This window comes from Burkholderia sp. 9777_1386, from assembly GCF_015712265.1.
In the GTDB taxonomy this organism is placed as follows: Bacteria; Pseudomonadota; Gammaproteobacteria; order Burkholderiales; family Burkholderiaceae; genus Burkholderia; species Burkholderia cenocepacia.
In genome coordinates, this window is the sequence record NZ_JACCQB010000123.1 from 1 (window position 1) to 1,344 (window position 1,344).

The window sequence follows — 1,344 nt, forward strand, 5'->3', positions numbered from 1 at the left end:
GGGGGTGTCAGGATTTCCGTGTTCAAGGCGGGTTGAGTAATTACACGGAAGGCCGGATGAATCGATCTGCGTAAAGGATAGCGAATTGGTTCATGGCGGTCTTCCAGTCATGAGCTGCACTACCCCAATTCGCCGTGATGTTGCGCAGGGCCAGCCAGATGAGTTTCGTGGCTGCCTCGTCGGTCGGGAAGTGACCACGGGTCTTGATGATCTTGCGCAACTGCGAGTTGATATTTTCAATCGCGTTCGTCGTGTAGATGATCTTGCGCACACCCGGCGGAAACGCAAAGAACGGAATCACACGATCCCAGGCGTTGCGCCACGCGCTACTGACGGTCGGGAATTTCTGGCCCCACGGACCATCCGCAAACGCATCGAGTTCGGCCTGAGCGGCTTCCGCACTGGGGGCGGCGTAGATCGGTTTGATCGCGGCGGCCAGTCCTCTGCGGTCCTTCCAACTGGCGTAATCGAGGCTGTTGCGGATCAAATGGACGATGCAGGTTTGCAGCGTCGTGGCCGGAAACACTGCTGCCAGCGCTTCGGGCATGCCCTTCAGTCCGTCAGTGACGGCGATCAGGATGTCGTGAACGCCGCGCGTCTTCAAGTCATTGAACACCTTCATCCAGAACTTGGCGCCCTCGGTATTTTCGATCCACAGGCCCAGGATCTCCCGCGTGCCGTCGGGCAGCACACCCAGCGCCAGGTACACCGCCTTGTTGCGCACGACGGCGTCTTCGCGAATCTTGACCCGCAGTGCGTCGAAAAACACGACCGGATACATTGGCTCGAGCGGCCGGGCCTGCCAGGCGGTTACTTCGGCCATGACCTCGTCGGTGACCGAGCTGATGAAGTCGGGCGAGACCTCAGTGCCGTACTGTTCCAGCAGGAAGCCTTGGATCTCGCGTACGGTCATGCCTCGGGCATACATGGCGACGATCTTGTCGTCGAAGCCCGTGAAGCGCCGTTCGTGCTTGGGAATCAGGATGGGTTCGAAGCTGCCGTCGCGGTCACGCGGCACCTCGATACGGATCGGACCGTCTTCGGTCAGAACCGTCTTGGCCCCTTTGCCGTTGCGCTGATTCGTGGCGTTGGCCGGCTTGGCAGCACCGGGAGGGTAGCCGAGATGATGGTTCATCTCGCCGCCCAGTGCCCGTTCGATCAGCGCCTTCTTGAGCGCCAGCGTCGCGGCATTGATGGCTTCAGCCGTCATCGGACCGTTGCCGAACTGCTCAAGCAACTCGGCCGGAATCGCCGGCAGAGCCGCCGGCTGGGCTTTCGGTTTGCGAGGCATAAATTCTCCTTGGGAGCATGTTATGCCTTAAACACAAAATTCCTGACAGGCCC

At 60.2% G+C, this 1,344-nt stretch carries 1 protein-coding gene; it reads right to left on the minus strand.

Annotation, left to right across the window (positions count from 1 at the left end; genetic code table 11):
- Nucleotides 1-40 precede the first annotated feature (40 nt).
- A complete protein-coding gene (locus H0X91_RS34635) occupies nt 41-1,291 on the minus strand; it encodes an IS256 family transposase (protein ID WP_034200813.1) in 1,251 nt (416 codons plus the stop codon).
- Nucleotides 1,292-1,344 lie beyond the last annotated feature (53 nt).